19 protein-coding genes are annotated in these 21,371 nt (G+C 38.7%); 2 read left to right on the forward strand and 17 right to left on the reverse strand.

Annotation, left to right across the window (positions count from 1 at the left end):
* Window positions 1–48: 48 nt before the first annotated feature.
* Both ACKTT2_RS39740 and ACKTT2_RS39745 read right to left on the reverse strand, forming a co-directional pair.
* The gene (locus ACKTT2_RS39740) at window positions 49–1,839 is read right to left on the reverse strand and encodes an ABC transporter ATP-binding protein (RefSeq protein ID WP_407896837.1); all 1,791 of its coding nucleotides are present in this window, start codon (window positions 1,837–1,839) and stop codon (window positions 49–51) included.
* A 179-nt stretch (window positions 1,840–2,018) separates the two neighbouring features.
* Window positions 2,019–2,477 carry a hypothetical protein gene (locus ACKTT2_RS39745; RefSeq protein ID WP_407896839.1) on the reverse strand — a complete coding sequence of 153 codons (459 nt, stop codon included), beginning with the start codon at window positions 2,475–2,477 and terminating at the stop codon, window positions 2,019–2,021.
* A 119-nt stretch (window positions 2,478–2,596) separates the two neighbouring features.
* Between ACKTT2_RS39745 and ACKTT2_RS39750 the strand changes: the two genes are divergently transcribed.
* The gene (locus ACKTT2_RS39750; protein WP_407896841.1) at window positions 2,597–2,908 is read left to right on the forward strand and encodes a hypothetical protein; all 312 of its coding nucleotides are present in this window, start codon (window positions 2,597–2,599) and stop codon (window positions 2,906–2,908) included.
* Between the two features lie 153 nt (window positions 2,909–3,061).
* Complete coding sequence (locus ACKTT2_RS39755; protein WP_407896843.1) at window positions 3,062–3,244, forward strand: hypothetical protein; 183 nt, start codon at window positions 3,062–3,064, stop codon at window positions 3,242–3,244.
* Between the two features lie 281 nt (window positions 3,245–3,525).
* Here ACKTT2_RS39755 and ACKTT2_RS39760 read toward each other — a convergent pair whose 3' ends face one another.
* From ACKTT2_RS39760 to ACKTT2_RS39830, 15 genes are all read right to left on the reverse strand, one after another.
* A complete protein-coding gene (locus ACKTT2_RS39760) occupies window positions 3,526–3,804 on the reverse strand; it encodes a hypothetical protein (protein ID WP_407896845.1) in 279 nt (92 codons plus the stop codon).
* Between the two features lie 218 nt (window positions 3,805–4,022).
* Window positions 4,023–5,186 (reverse strand): hypothetical protein, encoded by a 1,164-nt coding sequence (locus tag ACKTT2_RS39765; protein ID WP_407896847.1) that lies wholly within the window; start codon window positions 5,184–5,186, stop codon window positions 4,023–4,025.
* 726 nt (window positions 5,187–5,912) lie between these two features.
* Window positions 5,913–6,536: a class I SAM-dependent methyltransferase gene (locus ACKTT2_RS39770; protein ID WP_407896849.1), complete on the reverse strand. Its 624-nt coding sequence runs from the start codon at window positions 6,534–6,536 to the stop codon at window positions 5,913–5,915.
* A gap of 197 nt (window positions 6,537–6,733) precedes the next feature.
* Window positions 6,734–7,861, reverse strand: coding sequence for a UDP-galactopyranose mutase (glf, locus tag ACKTT2_RS39775; RefSeq protein WP_407896851.1), 1,128 nt, complete (start codon window positions 7,859–7,861; stop codon window positions 6,734–6,736).
* 40 nt (window positions 7,862–7,901) lie between these two features.
* The gene (locus ACKTT2_RS39780; protein ID WP_407896853.1) at window positions 7,902–9,752 is read right to left on the reverse strand and encodes a glycosyltransferase; all 1,851 of its coding nucleotides are present in this window, start codon (window positions 9,750–9,752) and stop codon (window positions 7,902–7,904) included.
* Between the two features lie 74 nt (window positions 9,753–9,826).
* A complete protein-coding gene (locus tag ACKTT2_RS39785; protein WP_407896855.1) occupies window positions 9,827–10,768 on the reverse strand; it encodes a glycosyltransferase family 2 protein in 942 nt (313 codons plus the stop codon).
* A 209-nt stretch (window positions 10,769–10,977) separates the two neighbouring features.
* Window positions 10,978–12,297 (reverse strand): glycosyltransferase family 4 protein, encoded by a 1,320-nt coding sequence (locus ACKTT2_RS39790; RefSeq protein WP_407896857.1) that lies wholly within the window; start codon window positions 12,295–12,297, stop codon window positions 10,978–10,980.
* Window positions 12,298–12,330: 33 nt separating this feature from the next.
* Window positions 12,331–13,509, reverse strand: a complete 1,179-nt coding sequence (locus ACKTT2_RS39795) for a glycosyltransferase family 4 protein (protein ID WP_407896859.1) — start codon at window positions 13,507–13,509, stop codon at window positions 12,331–12,333.
* Between the two features lie 146 nt (window positions 13,510–13,655).
* Window positions 13,656–14,993, reverse strand: a complete 1,338-nt coding sequence (locus tag ACKTT2_RS39800) for a glycosyltransferase family 4 protein (protein ID WP_407896861.1) — start codon at window positions 14,991–14,993, stop codon at window positions 13,656–13,658.
* 19 nt (window positions 14,994–15,012) lie between these two features.
* Window positions 15,013–15,957, reverse strand: a complete 945-nt coding sequence (locus tag ACKTT2_RS39805; RefSeq protein ID WP_407896863.1) for a hypothetical protein — start codon at window positions 15,955–15,957, stop codon at window positions 15,013–15,015.
* Between the two features lie 39 nt (window positions 15,958–15,996).
* A complete protein-coding gene (locus ACKTT2_RS39810) occupies window positions 15,997–17,277 on the reverse strand; it encodes an ABC transporter ATP-binding protein (protein ID WP_407896865.1) in 1,281 nt (426 codons plus the stop codon).
* A 156-nt stretch (window positions 17,278–17,433) separates the two neighbouring features.
* Window positions 17,434–18,648, reverse strand: coding sequence for a glycosyltransferase family 4 protein (locus ACKTT2_RS39815; protein ID WP_407896867.1), 1,215 nt, complete (start codon window positions 18,646–18,648; stop codon window positions 17,434–17,436).
* Window positions 18,649–18,775: 127 nt separating this feature from the next.
* Window positions 18,776–19,093, reverse strand: a complete 318-nt coding sequence (locus tag ACKTT2_RS39820) for a hypothetical protein (protein WP_407896869.1) — start codon at window positions 19,091–19,093, stop codon at window positions 18,776–18,778.
* Between the two features lie 72 nt (window positions 19,094–19,165).
* On the reverse strand, window positions 19,166–20,470 hold the full coding sequence (locus ACKTT2_RS39825; protein WP_407896871.1) for a glycosyltransferase family 4 protein: 1,305 nt from the start codon (window positions 20,468–20,470) through the stop codon (window positions 19,166–19,168).
* Window positions 20,471–20,488: 18 nt separating this feature from the next.
* Complete coding sequence (locus tag ACKTT2_RS39830; RefSeq protein ID WP_407896873.1) at window positions 20,489–21,355, reverse strand: ABC transporter permease; 867 nt, start codon at window positions 21,353–21,355, stop codon at window positions 20,489–20,491.
* Between the last annotated feature and the right edge of the window lie 16 nt (window positions 21,356–21,371).

Genomic DNA, 21,371 nt, shown 5'->3' on the forward strand with positions numbered 1-21,371 from the left:
AACACATCTATTAAGATAGATGGAAAAAATAAAGAACTTGTGGAGATTTTATAAGGTTTGCAACGCATTGAGACGGGCGTATAAGCCATTGTTGTATTGCATCAACTCGTGATGTTTGCCAATTTCAACAATCTGCCCCCCATCCATGACCACAATTCGGTCAGCATTTCGGATTGTGGATAAACGATGGGCAACGACAAAAGTTGTACGATTTTGCATCAGATGTTCGAGTGCTTCTTGAATTAAGGCTTCTGATGCAGTGTCTACAGAAGCTGTTGCTTCGTCTAAAATGAGGACTTTCGGATTGCGAACTAATGCACGTGCGATCGCAAGCCGTTGACGCTGACCACCTGATAGTTTTGCTCCGTTTTCGCCAATGAGAGTATCCAGTTCTTTGGGTAATTTATTGATGAATTCATAAGCATTCGCATCTTCAATGGCTTGATGCAACTGCTGTTCGCTGACGCCAACAGAACCATAAAGAATGTTCTCCCGTACAGTTCCTTCAAAAAGAATAGTTTCTTGAGGAACTACCGAGACGAATTGTCGATAAGTTCTTAAATCTAAGGAATCCATATCTTGACCGTCCAAGAAAATCTTACCTTTTGTAGGTCGAAGAAAACCAATGACAAGATTGAGCAGGGTAGACTTTCCTCCGCCTGAAGGTCCCACAATAGCGATTGTTTCTCCTGCATTGACTTTAAAGCAAATATTATCAATTGCCTGATGCTCTTGATAGGAAAAACTTACATTATCAAAAGCAAAATCTCCCCTCACTTGTTGCACTGAGGATTTCCCTTGATTTTTTTCTAAATCTGGACACTCTAAAATTTCACCTACCGATCGCAAGGACTCAAAACCAGTACCGATTTGTGGTAAAACGGCAAGTATTTGTAGGATAGAATTGGCTAAGGTGTCAAAATAACCAGTTAATAATATAACATCACCTGTCGTAATACCCATCTTTCCGGTATATGCCATGTAGGCAGAGGTTATTAAACATAGGGTATTGAAAAGGCGAATAGTCACCCAACTACACGCACCAGTAAAAGCATTGATGCCATCTAGGCGCATCGCTGCTTTTGTCACAGAGTTCAAACGCTCTTGCGTCCTGAGAATTTCTGTCTCTTCAACTCCATGCGCCCGCGTCACTGGCACGAGTTTAATCATCTCGATTAAATGGGAAGACATGACTTCCTTTTGCTGGCGGAAATCATGATTGCAATTTTGGATAGGTGTTTTGAGAACTTCTGCCAACAGCACGGATGTTGGAACTGTAGCTACAAAAAAGAGCAAAAACCAAGGGGCGCGAGTCGCGGTTACTGAAACGGCAACCAGAATTGTTAATATTGCTGAGGGTACAAATTGAAAAATGCGATCGGCAAGAATCTGAATTTCTTCCACATCTCGCAAAAGTTTTGCTTGGAGCGCTCCTGTCGTGCGTTGTTTGTAAAAACCAATGGATAGTTGTTGCAACTGACGTGTCAACGCATCCCGCAACCTCGTTTCCATGTGACGGGTGACTGCACTCAAAGTCGTAATGTACAGATATTGCATGGGAATGTTCTGTACGAGAGAGATCGCCAAAACAACCCCATTTAACCACAGTTGTCCGAGGGTGTGTTCTTGGGGGTGAGAAATAATATCAATAATGTTAGCAATAACAACAGGTCGAATCCAGTCTGGGCTGTACTTTATGATATAGTACACCATTGCCAAAACTAGCTTAGGCCAATCGTGGCGATAGAGAAGAAGGAGTGTTTTAAAAGGAGCATCACTGCGGTAAAAAGAAAGGGGCAACCCTTGAGGCGGTTGCTGGTTATATTGTGGTATTTTCATGAAGTCCAAATTTAGCTACCTAGTGATAGCAAATTTGAGAGCAGTTTAGCTACTGTTTGTGAAAATTTTCCGTATTGCTCTAAGTATTGTTTATAACAGTTTGGGTCTTTAGTTTCAAAGTAGTAGTGCAATCGCTCTTGGAATGAATCCAGAATTTTAGCAGAGCGAGAGCGATCGCATTACAATACGTTTGATTTTGAGGATTTCTCAGAGTGTTCCCAGAAGATATTGCGTTGCATCCAAAGATAAATCGTTGTCCAGATGCTAAATAATGCAAAGGGAAGGAATAGCAGATTCCCTGGGCTGATACTACCCAGGTACAGGTCACGAGTCCACGCTGATGTCAGAGAATAAAACCATAGGATGTTCGCCATTTGTGCCGCTGTCCAACCCCAAGAGGTCAAACGCCAAAGTCCGGGTACGCTCATGACGAGCATAGGTACTGCCCAAGTAATATCTGCAACAATGAATCCTAAAGTCGAAGCAGCAGAAGCTTTATCCAAAGCTATGGGCAGGTTTTTGTTAATAAAGAGTCGCTGAATCACCAAAAACCAGAAACCAAGGGTGATGATGGTAGCAACTCCGTTAATTATTGCAATTACGGTTACACCCAATGGTCGTAGGGAACGTGTATCCATTTCCTACCTTTTAGTTTAAGAGTTAACGCTTTCGTCCAATTTATCCTATTTCCACATACCAAAGCAATTTCAGCTATGCAGTTATGCTGAGGAAGGTAAATAACTCATACACTGACAATATGAACGATTCTTTTCCACCAGATATTCAGCGCTCGATTCAACAAAGCTTGCAAGAAATTGCTTCGCAAATGGGGCAACCATTAGATGAGATAGCAGCAGAACGGCTGTATCGAGATGCCGGTATTCTGCTCGACGGCATCCGGTGCGAACCACTTACCTTAGCACGCTTAGCAGGAACATTACTCGTATATCAAATGCAGAACACGGAACCGGAAGAATTGGAGTGGTTCAAATCTCAAGTGCAACAATGTTCCAGCGATGAAGAAGTTGAGGAATTAATCGAGTCAATCAATCGGACTGATGCACTATAGAACGAAATTACGGAAATGTCCGCCTAATCAGCGCTCGCCGCAGTTGGGCGGGGAGACCACCGAACCATGCCTATGGGGTGATAGGTACTCGCGTCAATAGTTCAAAAATACTATGGAATGTGGGTTACAATAGTCAGTAAAATTGAGAAAAAAATGATTAAGCCTAAAAATGTAGTATATCGTGGACACTCAATAGAAAAAGTTGGTCACGGTAAAAGATCCGTATTTAGGACAATTATTAATGAAAAAGAGTGGTCTGCTATAACTGAATCAGAAGTGAAAACAGCCATTGATGTTTGGATTGATGAAGGAGTAGAGCCTCAACAGGATAATTAAGGTACCGCTGCCAAAGCTATATGGAATTGCGTCTTAATCCGCAACACTGACAGGAATCTGGATTGCGTGTGGAAAAAGACTAAAGATTCTAAATATTAAACGCTGCAACAATCGGTCGTGCAACAACCTAAGGGCATAGCCTTCGACCGAAGCGTATAGCCATTACGGGCATAGGTTTCAGCCGAAGCGAAGCGTGTGCTTTGCACATAGCGTGTCGCGATAAGACGAGAGCGTGTCCGTAAGGACATAGGAGATACCCGTAAGGGTCACTGGTCAGGTGATTACTGTTCCCTGTTAACGCGCCAGAGAAGAATATTCAATTCCTCACAGTAACATCCAGAATCAAGAGTTTTGATTTCGCGATCGCATATCCAATTGTAAATTTTTCGCGCTCTTGCCAGGGCTACATTTGTTGATGGGTATATACGAGGACTGGGACAAAACACTTCTCCATTGATATGTATTGCAGCTATTTGCCAGTAATCGCTTCTGTTACCTTCAGGAATAATTTCTACAAATCCATCTTTAAATGGTTCAATAATTCCCATATTGTCGTGCATATCACTTTTTCTTGAAGGGCAGTTTGTTTTGTGAAGCTTCTACCTCTACTCTACAAACTGCTTTTCAAGATTTCGGTATCTGAAGAGCGAAATGGCGATTGGGCATTGGGGAACTCGGGGCCCCCTCCTTGTTTGAGGGGCAATGGCGATTGGGCATTGGGGATTGGGCATGGGAAAAGAATTATTTTCCCAGTTCCCAGTCCCCAGTCCCCAATCCCCTAATTTCCAATTGGCGGTGCGAGAGGTTGACGGGGTGTACCACCTCCACCAATGCTGTTCGGACTGTTATTGTCTACAACCTTTAAAGTACCAATAATCTTTGTCATGTCGGCTTGGAGGTCTTTGTCGTCGTTGAAGTGACGCCCCGTGACTTTTTCATATTCGTCTTCAGCTTCTTTTTCCAAACAGATATAGTTGTAGTCCCAGCCCGAATCGTCAACGATGTAAGCACCATAGTCTTGCATTGCCTGGAAAATCTTTTTGCCTGCTTTGGTAGTGATTCCCAAACTTTCTGCGGAGACGTTAGGTGAAACAGCTACTAAAGAACCCATCACGAGTGCTGGGTTAGAGCCTTTGTATTGATTTGATGCATTGGCATCAGCGACGCGGGCTGGCCACCGACGACCGGGAGTCGGCGATGAAGGATTGTAGTGCAACCACTTGCCCCAGACAACCAGCTTGAGTGCGTGACGAATAGGATTTTCATCTAATAACTCGCCTTTACGAATACTGCCACCAATACTGGACATTCCCGATCCACCATGTCCACCATCAATGCCATCACCATAAATATCTTGCTCTCCAAACCAGTAACCATAAAGAGGACCGCCCTTTTCGCATCGAGTAGTCACATTAAACGACACTAGAGTTTTGCCGTCTGGTTTCAAAAATGCTGAGGAGTTGTTTGGAGTAGAATACTGCCTCGCATCTGGAATTATGAGATCGTGAGGAACTCTCAATTGCTCTGCGGCTTTGGGATGCCACTGAGCCTGTTCTTGGGGTACAGTACCGCTACAACGGTTTTTGTCCCAACCACCTACCATATAGACGTTTTGCAATCGATCGGTTTCTTTAGTCACGACAAACCAGTCCGTGTCAGATCCAGCACCTTTTGAACCAATATAAGCATCAACATAATTCGCGTTTGAACCAATTGGTACATTCCAAATACTGTCACAGGCAAAAGGCCACTCGTGCTTATTCCGTGGTTGACCGGGACCGCAATCGATCTTTGGGGTTGCTGGGGTTGCTTGAGCGATAAGATTTTTGTTCCCTTCTCTGGCGCTTAAGCTAGATGGATCTTGAGTGCTAAAACTAACTGTAGCCGCACTAGTGAGAGCGTAACTGATAGCAGTAACGGTAATGGAATTGAATATACTCATTTGCCTCTTCTATTGAATTCACAGTCGATTGAACACACACTGATATGTATTTCCCTACACCAAATGTGATAGAGGCTAAACCCTGAACAATAAATTTGACAGGATATGTAGGCGCTGTACAAATCAGCCTAAGTCAGACAAACAAAACTAATTGTTTGCAGTAGAGAACACAGCACCACTCGCCTAACTGGTATAGACTAAATGCGATCGACTATTATCGCAACCGTAATTACCGATAAAGTTATCAATTCAAAGTTTAAGGTTGTAATTTTGAACTTCTGAAAGTATGTCACTGTATGCTTTTTGGCAGATAAGAACCTATTTATTTTTTTTCAAAAAATAATTTTTATGAATTGTAATAGTATAAATGACTACATTGATAATTTATAACTTTAGTAGTATTGAATAGCCTTAAATTTATCTAAATATAGACAATTTTTCTTTGATAGAATCTTCTCTCGTCCATTTGCTCCTTCATATCAACTCACTCGCATTACTTCCTCAGCATAAAAAGATACTTCATCTTTTCAAACAACACCATATATCTAAAAGCGGTTGTCTGTATAACTTTTTTATGATATGTAAGTTGCAACCGTTACAAAACAATGACTCCCTTCCCTCTAGAAGATTATCCAAACAAGTAGGTAGGGCTATGCCGCACAAAGTGCGAATGTGCGGCATAGCCCTACCTACAAAGAGCGGTAATTTTAGAGTGGAAAGGGAGTATCATAAATCTTTATAAGCAACAATTGAGTCTGCTAGAAATGGGATGAGTTTTGAAATTGATTCAAACCCTAACTTCCAAGGTGCGATAAGTTGTTCCACAAACAGACCGGGATACTTAGTCCATTTTCGCAACCCACCGCCTACTAATTTGTAACCACGACGCCGGAAATCATCGCGGGACGACACATAACTTAAGTGAGCTTCAAAATCATTAAACCCTACTATAGTCTCTGAACCTTCTCGAAAGCATGGATAATTAGGAGTGGAGATTATCACTCTTTTATTAGCTGCTTTCTCCAAAATATTTAGGAAACTTTCAACTTTTTCTTGTTCTATATGTTCGATGATTTCACATGCTAAAACGGTATCCCATTTATCCTCTAGAGGAGATGGCATTACCTGATGCCAGACAGTACGATAACATTTTTGTAGAGAACAATATTCTACATTTGCTTGAAATGCATCAACGCCATCAACCAAAGGAGGCTTGTTTAATTGAGCTTCCCAATAGTTACTTTGAATTAAGTTACCCCATCGTCCCAAGCCACACCCAACATCTAGCACGGTGTCTCCTGTAATTAAAGGAACAACTATTGAATCGAGGTAAAGTGGAGAAGAACTCATACAGTACTCACTCAAAATTGAAAATTCTTACAAATGATATAGGATTGCTAGATACTCTCTCAGATGTTACTACTCCCTTTGGGCTCTAAAATTCCCGATCTTAGTAGGTAGGGCTATGCCGCATGTTCGCGCTTTGTAGGGCATAGCCCCACCTACCTGTAATGGTAATCATAAGAGCGGGAAGGGAGTAACTATTTCTATATAGAATTAGTCACCTCTTTCTCGAACAAACTTAAGGCGCGTAATGCTGCTTGATCCATGTCATAGTATTTGTATTCAGCAAGTCGTCCGGCAAAAATGACTGTACCTTTAAGCTTCTGAACTTCTTTAAGGTAGAGGTCATAACGATCGCGGTTTTCTTCACGTGGAATTGGGTAATATGGATCGTTTTTACCTGGTACGTAAGCTTGAGGGTATTCCATAACCAATGTAGTCTTGGGTGAAGTTTGCCCAGATAAATACTTCTGCTCGGTAATACGGGTAATATCGTAATCGTTAGGATAATTAACTGTACCGACTTCTTGGTAATGCTCTTGGTCTAAAGTTTCAAAGTGGAAGCGCAAGCTACGGTAAGGTAACTCGCCGTACATATAATCAAAGAAGGTATCAATGGGACCAGTGTAAACCATCCGGTTGAATCTGATGTCGTTAATAACTTCTCGATAGTCTGCATTTAAAAGGACTTTGATATTGGGGTGAGCAAGCATCCGGCGGAACATTTCCGTGTAGCCGTACTTTGGCATTGCTTGATATGGATCTTGGAAGTAGCGATTATCTCTGCTAATGTAAACTGGAACGCGCCCTGTCACTCCGCGATCGAGATCTTCTGGTTTCAGTTCCCACTGTTTGGCTGTATAACGGACAAAGATATTTTCATAAATGTAATTGGCAAGAAACTCTAAATCTCCAACAGCAGTTTCTCTCAACTTGAGAATTGGTACCTTGACTCCAAAGCCGAAGTGTTCTAAAAGCTGTTCCTCTAACTTTTCAGCATAGCGAGGAGGAAACAGAGCATAAAGTGTATTTAAATTAAATGGTAAGGGAACTTTTTTTCCTTCCACAACAGCAAGCACGTGGTGGTAATAAGGTCGCCATTCAGTAAATTGAGATAAGTAATCCCAAACTTTTTTAGATTTGGTGTGAAAAATATGGGGACCGTATTTATGTACTAAAATGCCGTGTTCATTGTAATAGTCATAGGCGTTACCGCCTATATGGTCTCGTTTTTCTACAATGAGTACTCGTTGTCCTAACTCGTTAGCAATTCTTTCAGCTAGAACACACGCAGAATATCCAGCCCCTACAATCATCCAATCTACTTTCATCTCATCTCTCCTTATGTAAAATCAATCTAATCCCCAATCCCTAATCCCTAATCCCCAATCCAAAATCAGATCGCTTCTGTGGTTCGAGGTAATGCTGCCAAAATTGCATACTGGTGAAATCGTTGAAGGCTTTTTTCCACTCTGCATTGACGCTTGACCATTTAAAAGAATGTTTAACAACCAAGCTAAGCCATGTTAATAAAATATTAATACCTGCTTTTTGGTCTAATTCGTACTGATAAGAATTAGGGCTTGTTTCTACAATATAAATAATTCTTTTTTTAGCAAATCCTTTACAAACAGATTCGCGTTCTTTCACTCCATCTCGAATAACAATACTTCTATCTGCAATGAGAAACAGTGGTAGTAAATGACCATTCAGTGTTAATAAACTGATTAATTTTTGTATTTTTCCAATTTTAGTTTTTGTATGCTCTTCAATAATTGAACTAGAATCTAGTATGGTTTGATTTTTATAAATTTTACTAAATTCAAAAATTTTGGAGTGTAGTATCTCCGGGTCATTACTTCTAATGAAATTCGGGCCTTGCATATAATCTTCAAAACCTTTGACTACCATTTGTGCAGTATTGTAATCAAAGATAAACAAGTAATAAAGCAGACAGCGCGTGTAATTTTTAACTGTCTTGAGATACTCTAATGAACTATGAACTGAATTTGCTATTAAGTGATTACGAATATAATAGTAAAGATCCCAAACAGGTCTTTTCGCATAAAAGGGTTCGTGCCAAACAGCTACAGAAGGAAAAGCAACTATTCCATTTTTAAAATATTCGTTAATTCTTAAACCAAATTCCATATCGTCTGTTTTGATAAATAATGGTAAGGGCAATCCAATTTTTTCAATAATTTCTTTGGAAAAAGCAAAAAACCAAAACCCTCCATAATCTATGTTGTCTTCTAACAAAAGTGAATTAAGGGTAGTGTTACTACGTAAATCTAGGTTATGCTTTAGAGGATAACCAGTGTATTCAGCTTGTTCAATTTTTCCTTCGTTATTGATGGCTTTGTTATATATTGCACCAGCTTCGTACAAAATGTGTTTTCTGTTTAAATCCAACATACTACCAGCGATCGCAAAATCTTGCTTTGTATACTCATATAACGTACAAAGCCTATAAATAGCTTCGCTATCTAACTCTATATCATCATCCATAAATAGGAAGTGAGTATATTTCTCTTCTTGTAAAGCCTCAATCAGCCCTTTGGTAAAACCCCCACTTCCACCAACGTTACGATTAGAAATGAGTTTAACTCTAAAGTCTTCAAATTCACTCTTATCTAGAGTTTTTCCATTATCTACGACAAAAATTGTAAACTTTTTATCTTGTAAAAAACTGTCTTGTAAAATAGTATTAACTGTCTTTTTTACATAAACTTCTTTTTTAAAAGTACAAGTGATAATTGCCAAGGACACGTCTCTAGACTTTTCTTGTTCGGTGACAACTAACCCTTCAGCAAATAAACCTCGATCGCTAAGGCAAGTGATTTCTAAATAAATTCGACCCGCTTCTCTATCGCTTTTAAGTTCAGGCAGTAATATGTTTACCTGTTTTGATAATTGACATGGCTCGAACTTCTCATTTAATATCAGATGTTGGGTATTGGCATCTGTTTCTCTATAAACAAAAATCTCAAAATCACCTTCAAGTTTTAGCGAGTAATAGAGTAAACTAAGATTTGTGTATTTTGTATAGAATTTTTCGTAGATTGAGTTAAAGTAAGTGTTGAAAGATAAAGTACTACCTTTATGCAAGGAAATGCCATTTTCCTCAAATAAATAATTTAGAGGCGTACTTTTATCGAGCTTGAAGTATAAATCGGATGTTTCATCTGTTTGAGGAAATTGAACTCGACTAATAACCTGCATGGGCTTTCTTCCTTTTACATAATATGGAGAATTCGGGACGGGATTAAGGGTATAGAGATTTCGTACTCCTTAAATCAATTAGTATTCAGGCGATGTAAAAAGTAGTATCTGAAAATTCCTGGTAACTTTTCCCATAGAACAGGTAAAAAATTGGGGTTGAGTATAACCTCGGTCAATCCAGTAAAAAATCCTCCTTCTTTAAATGCCTGTCTAACTCGATAAAAAGCTCTGGTTTGCTTCATAAAGTTCAAACGTTTCAATAAAGCCCGCTTTAGTTGGGGATTTTTTTTGGTACACTCTTGCTGTAAAAGAGACAAATTTGTTTGACAGGCTTGCTCGTAGAATTCAACGTACTCCTTCATTAAAGAACCAGCACGTATTTGATAGAAATAATAGGGTTCTGGCAAGATAATAAAACGAGAGCCTTTTAATAGACAAAAGAAAAAGAGAACGAAGTCTTCTTCATATTTCAAAGATTCATTAAATTTGAGATTGTGCTTAACCAGAAAGCTAAGCTTGATCAGGGGTTTTGTAACACTAAGATGTCGCTCTATAAAGTAAATCAGATCGATTTGCTTGGGCTGGTCTAATTTTATTCTATTTTTTTTAAAAATTGTTATACTCCAAGGAGTATTTTCTCCTTCTGTAATTACATATAAATCGTCAGCAACGAGGTCAGCATTTTCTTTTTCAGCCACCTGCAAAAGCTTTTCTAATCTTTTTGGTGCATACCAATCATCGGAATCTAGTAAGGCAATCCATTCACCTTTTGCCTCTTTTAATGCACGATTCCTTGAATAACTCGGTCCCTGATGCGATTCATTTACTAAAAGTTTAATGCGAGGGTCGCAAAAGCTATTCACAACTTCTACTGTATTGTCTGTAGAAGCATCGTCTACAACAATGACTTCAATGTTCTGCTCGACTTGAGCTAAAGCTGATTCTAGTGCTTTTTCAACATACCGACTTGTATTGTATGTAGGAGTAATAATAGATACTTTCGGTTTAGCAAACATATTGAATAAAGCCCTATATTAAATATTTATATTGAATTCTGTTTTATAACTATTTTGCCTTATAGAGCAATCCTAAATCACTTGTAAACAATTTTAAGTACTGTAGTACTGTAGGGTGGGCATTGCCCACCACTGAAGCTTTTGTAAGGCATAGCCCTACCTACTTGTATTTCACAAATTAAATAGGATTGCTATATTAAGTCCAATCATTAATAATTGACAATTTGTTTGTAGACTGCTACTGTATCGGAAGCGCACTTCGACCAACTAAAATTTTGCGATCGCGCAAAACCTTTTTGACGTAATTCTCGAACTAGTTGACTGTCACTCAGTAAATCGAGCATCGCCTGACAAAGAGCATCTTCGTCTTTTGGATCGACTAGGATACCTGCATCGCCTACAACCTCTGGTAAAGATGTTGTATTAGAAGCGATAACAGGAGTACCGCAACGCATAGCTTCTAGAGTCGGTAAGCCAAAGCCTTCGTAAAGAGAAGGGTAAATAAAAGCAGTAGCACCGCTATAGATAGCACTCAAATCTTCATCAGCAACGTAACCAGTAAACACCACTCTGGAAGTCAATTGAGGAAAAAGACGAGCGATGGTTTCATCAAATTGAAAGCGTTTTGAGCCAACTAAAACCAGATGAATGTTAAGATTGGGTTGCTCGGATAACAACCGCAAGAAACAACGAATGAGATGAGTTAGATTTTTGCGCGGTTCGAGTTGAGTTCCAACACTTAAAAAGTAATCACCATCAGGAATACCATAGCGTTGACGAGTGGTGGCAATTTGAGTAGCGTCAGTCACGGGATGAAAATGATGAGCAGCTGCAAGAGGAGTCACAAATGTACGTTCGAGTGGCATTCCTGTATATTCGCAAAACTCTTGCTTGGTGTATTCAGAGTTACAGACAACCCAATCGCGCTCGTGGTTTATACTACTCAGTATTTCTTTAAAATAAGAAATGAGTACAGGAGCTACCATTTCAGGTATGACAACAGGAATAATGTCATGTACAGTTATGAGCCTGGGTATACCTTGAGTAAATTCTTCAGAAGGTAATTTATGGTAAGGAGAATGAATAATATCAAAGTTATTCTTATCAAAATCAATGTAAGCATCAAACATTCTTAAAAATTTAAAAATTCCTCTAATTGCGAGAAGCCGGGTACGGCTTGCGCCAAGGGCGAACGCTTTTGGTAAAAACTTAGGTAATTCCTGAAATTCTTTAGACAAAAATATAGGATATATCTCGTCATACAGACTTCGTAAATTCAATCGACTCTTTAAAATTTCAACAGTTTTGTAGTTAGTTAAATAAGGTTCATTTTTTAAATAACAAGAAAACTCAAGAGCATTAAATAAAGGATGTCCAGCACACAATTTGATTAATGATAGTTCAATATCATCTCTTTTATTCAGTTCATTCATGACCTCTTCAGTCACTCTGTAAATACCACTTTTCCGATCCGAATTTTTTGCTTCAGCCAATAAGCAAGTTACGTCATAAGCTACTCTAATTGTCATCTTGCCTCCTGAAAGTGAAATCAACTAACATACTTAACCAGCCACAGCTATTTCATAAGCTTTCACAGTTTCTCTAGCACATCTCTCCCAACTAAAACGTTTTGCTTGCTCGATTGATTTCAAAGACATTCTTTCTCTTAAAGATGAATTGTTGTAGAGTTCTAATATGCTCTGACAAAGCATATCTGTATCCAAAGGGTCAAGCATAATGGCAGCATCCCCCACAACTTCGGGTAAGGAAGAGGTATTTGAACTAATAACTGGAACCCCACATTGCATAGCCTCTAGTGGTGGTAGTCCAAATCCTTCATAAAAAGAAAGATAGGTGAACGCCAGTGCGCCACTATACAATGCAGCTAAGTCTTCATCCGCTACATATCCAGTTAGAATAATACGCTCTTTTGCCAAAGGAAAGTTAGTCACTTCTTCAAAAATCTTGTTATAACTCCAACCTTTAGTCCCTACTAAAACAAGATATAAGTCCTTAATATTTTGTTCTTGAATCAATTTGGCAAAACAACGAATAACATGGTCAATATTTTTGCGAGGTTCTAAAGTACAAAGACTGAGAATATAATTGGCATTAGGAATACGATACTTATTACGGACGCGGACAATTTGTTCTGAATTAGAACAAGGATAGAAAACATCAGGTGCAGCAGCCAAATGAGTAACAAATACTTGTTCGGGATTTATATCTTTTAAATAGCTACATAAATCATTTTTAGTTGAGTTAGATACACAGGTAACATAATCTTCAGGGCTGATACTATTTAATATCTTTTTTAAATTTTCGTCATTATTATCTTCAAACAAATTTGGGTATAAAATTGGAATCAAATCGTGAACAGTCAAAAACTTTTTAACCTTCTTGGCTGCTTGTACTAGAGGAGTCAAGGCAAAGCAAGGAGAATGAAAGACATCTATATTTTGTAAGATATTATCATTTAAAGGAGGTAAATATTTTTCAGCCAGTCTATTAGCTACTCTATAGAATTTTTTAACGACCTTAAGCGGTAGTGTATTTTGCGATTGATTCAACCCAATATTATAGTTATAAAGTTTTCTAGCAATATATTCTTGTTGCTTTGAGTAAGCAAGAGATTTTTTTTCTAGGTTTTTATTAGATATCAAATAATCTAAACATTGAACCAATACTGGCAAATTTTGACTGACACAAAAGTTTAAATCAATATCTTTTAAACTTGCCAATCCATATGCCATATTTTCAACAACTCTAAAAGTTCCCGTCCGATTAACAGGATCGTAGTAACCTATTCCAAGCAATGATATATCGTAAAGAACCCTCATAATTCCATCTTTCCATCTTATCCGCGTCCGTCTGCTACAGGGTGCGGTTAATTCCTTTCTTTCCGTACCTCATAATTCCCATCTAGCGCTACTCTGTAAGCCGCAAGAGTTTGCTGAGTGCATTGTTCCCAACTAAACTTCTTCGCCTGTTCCAGAGATTTCTGTGACATAGACTGACGCAAATCGGGACAATTATATAGCTCAAGCAAACTATGACAAAGCATATCGGAATCTTTAGGGTCAACCATAATTCCCGCATCACCAACCACTTCCGGTAAAGAAGAAGTATTAGAAGTAATAACAGGAACGCCACACTGCATAGCTTCTAATGGAGGTAGACCAAAACCTTCATAAAATGATGGATAAACAAATGCGATCGCACCACTGTATAATGCAGCTAAATCTTCATCAGCAACATAACCCGTAGCAATAATACGGTCTTTTAAAATAGGATTTCTAGAGATTTCAGCAAAAATTCTGTCATACTTCCAACCCTTTGCACCCACTAAAACGAGATTTAAATCTTGAATCTTTTCTTGCTGAATAACTTGGAGAAAACATCGAATTGTTAAATCAATATTTTTTCTTGGTTCTAAGGTACTTAAACTGAGAATATATGGTGCATTTGGTATGTTATATTTACCGCGAGTCGCTGCAATTTGTTGAGAATCTAAGCAAGGATAGAAAAGTTTTGATGCAGCTAGATGCGTAACAAAAACCCTAGCAGGATCGATAATACTTAAGTAATTGCATAAGTCATTTTTAGTCGATTGAGACACGCATAATACCCAAGACTCCGGATCTATACTCGATATGGCTCTTTGAACTGTATCGTTATCTTTTAAGTCAAAAAATTCCGGATGTATAATCGGAATCAGATCGTGTACCGTGAGAAACTTTTGTATGGGAGTTGCTGCTTTTCTTATTTCATCAGGAATTGGCTCGTAAGGTGAATGATATATGTCGGAACGAGCAAGATTATGCGATGAAATTGGTTTATATAAGGAGCGGGTATATTGCGTTACATACGTCAAAACTTTTCTAATCGCCCTACGTACTAATATTTCAGGCGCTAATTTTTGTGATTTTGGAAGGTTGTCAAGCTCTTGATTAAGGTTATGATAAACGTTGTGCAACCATCTCCTAAATTTCACGTCTTTGCTTTGGTAACCTAGCGGTACTTCCGCTAGATCTGAATTAAATTGTAAGTAGTCGAGAACATCGAATAATATGTACTGGTAACCTTGCGTGCAGAAAATTAAATCGCACTCATTTGAATTTTTCAGACCATAAGCTAAATTCTCAATAACTCTAAAAATCCCCGTGCGAGAGAGATGATGGCGATGCGCTGCTCCAAGTAGCGTAATGTTGTATAAAACTTTCATAGATGATACAACTCAACTTTTATTCTTCAACATTAACTAATGGTAAATTTAAACTTTCTAGCAAAAGAACTTCATCTTTGGGTGATGTTTTTATCTGTACTCCACTTTGATTCCGCGTCTCGCAAAACTGTCCTGACTTGTATCCTTCTTCAGGAGTCATCTCTCTGATACTAGAAGGCTTTTTATCTGCACGGATGAAAAAAGCGTTGACACCATTGCTACAACATCCAACGAACACATAACCTTTACGTTTTGCTAGTAAGCAAAGAGCTTTTAATGAAGCTCCAAAATATATCATTGAATGATGAGTTTTGGCTCGTTCAAAATCTTCACTGTATGGTATTGTTACAGCGCGATCGCTAAATCTGTAGTTATATTCAACAACGACAATAACTGGATTAATGACATTAATAGCTTCCCAAACCCAATAATCGTTTCCATCAATGTCTATGGAAAGTAGACCAATTTCTCCTGCTAAACCTTGCTCTAAAAGCAAATTGTTAATGTTATCTTTCGTTACAAAAGCTTCGATCGCTTTTAAATTATAATTCCAATAAAAATGAGATCTCTTAATTCGAGAAATATTAGCATCGCTACCATCAATAACTAAACCAGACCAGTTATTGTTAACTAGAAGAAATCTTGTATTTGCTTGCTGGTAATCTTCTACACCAAATTCAACAAATATCTTGTTCTCAATTTCAACATTATTAATGAAAAACTGAATTATACCATCTTCTCCCCACTGAGAAAAGACTTGATATTCGTAATCGAGTAAATTATCGCTGGTATTCTGTCTCAATTGTCTAAATTCAATTCTTCCTAAAGCTCTTTGTATCAACTCGATACGGTCTTCTATCTCAACTTGATGTTTTTCTAGAGCAACTTGACGGTTTTCTATAGAACCAAGTATACGAGTAATAGGATATAAAAATCTATCCCTAATTGACCCAAGTAATGACATCTTTAAAATGACCTCCTATTTCTACTGCTCAAATCAATTTTATCTATAGGCAAGTTGCTTGATATTCCACTCTAATTTTGGTCTAACAATTCCTGGAAGTCTCTCACTCATTGAACCATGCCCTTCAACGTCCTCAATAGTTAAACCCAAACAGTATGGAGTTGTAACAAGAGAGCGATCGTATGGTGGCATATCCGAACCAAAACAGATTAAATATTTACCTGCATTTAATACATATCCAGGGAAAAAACATTGACTTGTGTACTCGCCGGGGCTTCTTTCTAACTTTTGCCAAGCCATTGGATCGTTAGAACCGCAAATAGCAACTCCTTCTGAATTTTGCATAAAGAAGCCAATTCTTAAACCATTTATAGGCTTTAAAACTTCATATTTTACCACAATTGAAAATCCTTTACGACAATCAATTGTCGATGCATAATCACCTTGGTCATTTAAAATATAAGCTTCAAGAAAACGAAGTTCTGGAGATTGAGGAGCGTCTTTTTTATTCCAAACTATACGGGCATCTGAAGTATCATCTGCTGCTAAATATTGACTAACAGCAGTTTCAATGTCTGAATCTAACAGTAGTTGACCTTTTCGTAGGAGTAGCGCCCGACTGCAAAGCGTTCTAATAGCTGCCATATTATGGCTTACAAATAAAACTGTTCTTCCCTCTCTACCAACATCCTCCATTTTGCCCAAACACTTTTTCTGAAATTGAGCATCTCCTACTGCTAACACTTCGTCCACAATCAAAATTTCTGGTTCTAAATGAGCGGCTACTGCAAATGCTAATCGTACATACATACCAGAAGAGTAACGTTTCACAGGTGTATCTAAAAACTTTTCTATTTCTGCAAACGCCACAATTTCATCAAACTTGCGTTGAATTTCTACTTTGCTCATTCCCAGCACAGCACCATTTAAAAAAATATTTTCCCTTCCCGTTAATTCTGGGTGAAATCCCGTTCCGACTTCTAATAAACTAGCGACCCGTCCCTTAATCCGAATCGAACCTCTCGTCGGTTCTGTGATTCTGCTGAGAATTTTGAGGAGGGTTGACTTTCCGGCTCCATTTCCACCTATAATGCCAATGCGATCGCCTTGTTCAATTTTGAATGAGACATCCTTCAGCGCCCAGAACTCTTCTCTACGTGAAGTCGATTCCTTTTTCCGATTAGGCATGAGCGAATTAGCCATGAATTTTGCCGCATTGGTCATTGCCTCGCGAAACGTTTTGTAATTCCCACTTTGTTCTTGATGGGTAATAACGTACTTCTTTGCTAAATTTTCAACTTGAATGACAGTTTTTGACATTGACTAAACTCCTCACTAATTAGCTAGGCGGAAATGAACTAAGATGTATTATGGTTGATGGTTAAGGAACCGCAGCCTGTAGCAGACGAACGCAGATGAAAGAGGCTCTAGAGGTCTAATGACAAATGACAAATGACTAATAACGATCTTTATGAGTTAACTTGAATTGTTCTGACTTTGCTGTAAGTGCTGATGAATGTAGTCTACAAAAGGTTGATAAGCTGCTTCTGGAGAAAGCTTTTCCCTCACGTATTTATAAGCTTGTTCCTCCATCCATTGGCGTTTATCTGGATTGGTTAAAACTGTATGCACTGCCATTGCAAAATCCTCAGCGGTATCTGCTACGAGTGTTGTTGTACCTACTATGTCACGCAATCCCTGAACCCCCACACTCGTAGACACACAAGCACGACCATAAGACATTGCCTCCACAAGTTTAATCTTTAAACCGCTACCAGCTAGCAAAGGAATAAGACAAACTTCAGCAGCACTGTATTCATGGTTTAAATCGTTGACCCTACCCAAAAGCCGAACATTAGGAAAAGTTTTTTGAATCAACTGACACACAGTTCCACATATATGGAGACTGCTATGTGGGCTTAACTCTAAGATTTTTGACCACACATTATCTAAAAACCATTGTAAACTATAAGCGTTATGAGGCGCAGAACTTCCCACAAATAAACAGCGACCCCGAATTTGCTCGGTGTTGTGAGAATGGCAAACAACAGACATAGGTGTATATATGACCTTGCTGGAAGATGCCATTTCTTGTAGAATTTCAGCTTCTTCCTCTTGAATAGCTAACAAAACATGAGCCTTTTGTAACAGTATAGATTCTTTCTCATAATTCCATTCGGAAATATCTGCTTTTACGCCTATTTTTTTTAGCTCGGAAAATCTTCGATGAAGAAGATCGTGAGTTAATATAACTTTTAAGACCGATTTGTTAGTAGAAATAACATCAAATATACCACTGAGCCAAGCATAATTATTAATGACAACATCAGGTTGGAACTTAATAAAATGTGAATTGGCAAACGCTATCTCCTCTGACGTTGCTAAAAAATCCCAATCTTCATAGGAATATCTATGCATGGGAGTTAACTGTTGTTGGTCTCTCGCCGAACGATAAATATTTTTCAGCTTTTCTGGTAACTTGTCGTAAATCAACCGTAACGGCTCAATCAGCCAATTTGATAATGAGTTGAATCTCAACAGACAATGACCTATCTTTATATTATTTCTAGCTGAAACCTTAGCAATGCTTGCCAAGGTCGGCGGAATGATACACCAAGGAACGTTACCATTAGGTGAGGAATTAAGAACTAAAAAATTAATTTCACAACCTGCTTTCTGCAAGTAGCTCATGAGATCCAAAATATAAGTAGCGTTACCGAAAGCCCCCTCGAAAGGAATCTCTCGGCTAATTATCTGAACCTTTATAGGACTCTGGACTGAGTTTTGCAACACATTTTTTCCCCCATTCATAAATTTTTTAACCTGACAATTGTTTTAAGAGGATGTTTGTACAGTCTACCGTTGTATTAAGATCCCCCCTAGCCCCCCTTAAAAAGGGGGGAAATACTTTCAAAGTTACCCTTAAAAATGGAGAAAATACTTTCAAAGTTACCCTTAAAAATGGGGAAAATACTTTCAAAGTTACCCTTAAAAATGGGGAAAATACTTTCAAAGTCCCTCTTAAAAATGGGGAAAATACTCTCAAAGTCCCTCTTAAAAATGGGGAAAATACTCTCAAAGTCCCCCTTAAAAAGGGGGATTTAGGGGGATCTAGAATTTTGGATACATCAGTCATCACTTTCAAAACATCCTCTAAGTAGGGTGGGCATTGCCCACCGTTTGCTGTTGGTGGGCATTGCCCACCCTACTATAAATAAGCAGTTTTATAAGCAGCAATCGTCTGTTGGGTACATTTTTCCCAACTAAACTTTTTCGCCTGTTCTAGAGATTTCTGGGACATAGATTGCTGCAATCTGGGCTGGTTATAAAGCTCAAGCAAACTGTGACAAAGTGTATCGGTGTCTTTGGGATCAACCATAATTCCCGCATCACCAACAACTTCCGGTAGAGAGGAGGTGTTTGAGGTAATCACAGGAATGCCACACTGCATAGCTTCTAGTGGTGGTAAACCAAAACCCTCGTAGAAGGAGGGATAGACGAAGGCAATTGCACCACTATATACAGCCGCCAAGTCTTCATCAGCAACATAACCTGTGGCAATAATGCGGTCTTTTAAGCTGGAATGACTGGAGATTTCAGCAAAAATTTTGTCATATTTCCAACCTTTTGCTCCTACTAAAACAAGATTTAAATCTTGGATCTTTTCTTGTTGAATGAGTTGAAGAAAGCATCGAATTGTTTGGTCAATATTTTTTCTTGGTTCTAGGGTACTTAAACTGAGAAGATAGGGTGCATTTGGTATATTATATTTACTACAAGTGGCTTTAATTTGTTGAGAATCGGAGCAAGGATAGAAAAGTTTTGAGGCAGCTAAATGAGTCACAAAAACTTTGGAAGGGTCAATGATACTTGAGTAATTACATAAGTCATTTTTAGTTGAGTGAGAAACGCATAAAACCCAAGATTCAGGATCTAAGCTTGAAATAGCTTTTTTGACTAGAACCTTGTCTAATTCAAAAAACTCTGGATGTATTATTGGGATTAAATCGTGTACTGTGAGAAATTTTTTTATAGGAGTTGCGGCTTTTGTTATTTCATCAGGAATTGGCTCATAAGGTGAATGATATATGTCGGCTTCCGCAAGACTATCGCGTGTTATCGGTTTGTAAAAAAGTTCTATACTTTGCGATACATAAGTCAAAGCCTTTCTAAACGCCTTCAGCTTTAATATTTCAGGTGAGAATTTTTTTGAATCAGGAACGTTTTCAAGTTTTTGATTGAGTTCGCGATAGACTGTGTAGAAACCTCGCCTCAATTTTACGTTTTTGCAGTCATAACTTAGAGGGACTTCCGCTAGTTCTGGATTTGATTCTAAGTAACCGAGAACCTCGCATAATCTCATAGAAAGACCGTGCGTACAGAAAATTAAATCGCACTCTTGTGAATTTTTCAGACCGTAAGCTAAATTCTCAACAACTCTAAAAATTCCCGTGCGACAAGAAGGATGATAGAAACCCGTTCCTAGCCATGAGATGTCGTATAAAACTTTCATACACCCAACGTCATACACCTAAATCACATCGGCAAAAGTTCGTTCCATTTTGCGGAAGTACCAAATACCAGTCCACAGAACTAGAACCACAATTAGTAAAGAGAGTCCAAAACCTGGTAAATATATCTGGGAGTCACCACCCAAAATAGCCCATCTGAAACCGTCAATCACTCCTACCATGGGGTTAAGAGAATACAGCAGCCGCCACTGTTCGGGAACAATTTTGCTGCTAAAACCTACAGGTGAAATGTACAGACCAAACTGCACTAGAAACGCTACGATATAGCGGAAATCCCGGTACTCTACAGTCAAAGCTGCTAGCCACAATCCCGCACCTATTGAGGCTGCGAAGGCAATGAGAATAAACAAAGGAAGTGTTATTATCCGCCAATCCGGTACAAAGTTATACCATGCCATCAGTGCTAGCAAAATCATACCGGAGACCATAAAGTCTACAAAGCTGACAATGACAGCGCTTGTTGGCACAATCAGACGAGGAAAATAAACTTTAGAAAGTAAGTTTGCGTTGTTAACCAGGCTATTGCTGCATTCAGTTAATGCCCCAGAGAAAAACTGCCAAGGCAACATCCCAGCAAACACGAGAATTGGATAAGGCGCGTTACCTTCACTAGGTAGCTTTGCTAAAGTGCTAAACACTATTGTGAAGACAACCATTGTTAGAAAGGGGCGAATCAATGCCCATGCTATCCCAATTGCAGTTTGCTTGTAACGTACCAAGATATCGCGCCATGCTAAGAAGTAGAAGAGTTCTCTATATCTCCACAAGTCCTTCCAGTACTGGCTTTCAGTCCGCCCCGCTTCAATTAAGAGTTCTTCTCTGTCCGCTAACTTGTCCTTTGTTACTTGTCCTTTGTTATTTGTCATTTGTTTTTTGTCATTT

It is taken from the genome of Scytonema hankhaensis NUACC26, assembly GCF_045865695.1.
Taxonomy (GTDB): domain Bacteria; phylum Cyanobacteriota; class Cyanobacteriia; order Cyanobacteriales; family Nostocaceae; genus Scytonema.